Source organism: Desulfurococcus sp., assembly GCF_049970475.1.
In the GTDB taxonomy this organism is placed as follows: domain Archaea; phylum Thermoproteota; class Thermoprotei_A; order Sulfolobales; family Desulfurococcaceae; genus Desulfurococcus; species Desulfurococcus amylolyticus.
This window is the reverse complement of the sequence record NZ_JBMFMW010000163.1, coordinates 1-1,145: the sequence shown is the minus strand read 5'-3', so window position 1 is coordinate 1,145 and position 1,145 is coordinate 1. Positions and strand designations below refer to the sequence as shown.

At 42.7% G+C, this 1,145-nt stretch carries 1 protein-coding gene; it reads left to right on the top strand.

The features are described from left to right. Window positions 1-1,145: Nramp family divalent metal transporter (locus ACP5N5_RS07020; RefSeq protein ID WP_428134531.1), on the top strand; the 1,145-nt coding region annotated here is incomplete at both ends.

Sequence of the window (1,145 nt, the reverse complement as noted above, 5' to 3'; positions counted from 1 at the left end):
GGGGTGGTAATAGCTTTAACATGGTGGGGTGCTGGCGATGTTGTTGACTCTACCGCAGCCGGGGCGTCATATGGTTATGCGTTAATGTGGACTATGACCCTCGCAGTACTCATAAGAAGTGTAGTCACGTACCTCATAGGTAAGTATACTATTGTGACAGGTGAGACTATAATAGAGGGTTTTAAAAGGATCTCTAGGATACTCCTCTATCTACTTCTCATAGCAACTATATACTACTTACACATGTATGGAGCTTTTCTACTAAAGGCTTCTGCTGCTGGGATATGGGAGATTGCTGAAAGGGCTGGTGGAGATATAGGTCTCTTTGTTATAGCATTGGTTCTCTCGATTCTTTCTTTAATAATATTCTATCGAGTGATGGGTAGGGAATGGTATAAGTACATTGAGTATATCTTTAAGGCTCTTGCGGCGATCGCCGGAGCAGTCCTTGTGGCTATACTAGTATTCAACACTCTTAGGAACCCTCTCGCAATACCTATGATGTTAATAAATGCTATTAACTTCCTATATCTCCCGCCAGGAGTAGGACCATGGGAAGCAAGTTTTCTAGCTGTAGGCGCTATAGGAGCTATTGGGGGATCCATAACCAATCTCTTCTACAGTTACTTTGTAAGAGAGAAAGGGTGGCGAGGTAGTGAAGGTGTGAGATCAGCGATCTACGATATAACTTTCGCTTTAATATTCCTCCTCATACTGAACCTCGCGCTCTGGACTCTAGGTGCTGAGATACTGCGTCCACAGGGAATACATGTAACGTCCATAGCTGATATTGCATATGGGACAGGATATGTCTTTGGATCTTTCGGATACTATATAATGCTATTAGGCTTCTTCGTCGCTGCCTACACATCATACATAGGTTGTGCTATAGGGCTCTCACTACTAGGGGTAAACATTATTCATGTATTAAAACCTGAGAGGAGGAATATTTACACAGAGTTAACCAAGGATCCGATCTTCACGGTATTATTAATATTTGGTTTAGTACCGCCCGTCATATGGAGCCTTCCTGGTATGCCAGGTGTCGTATGGTTGATAATATTCGGTAACGCTACTAATGTATTCGCTGTCCCGATAATAGCTATAGGTGTATTCATTCTAGTCACTAGCAAGAGGTACATTGG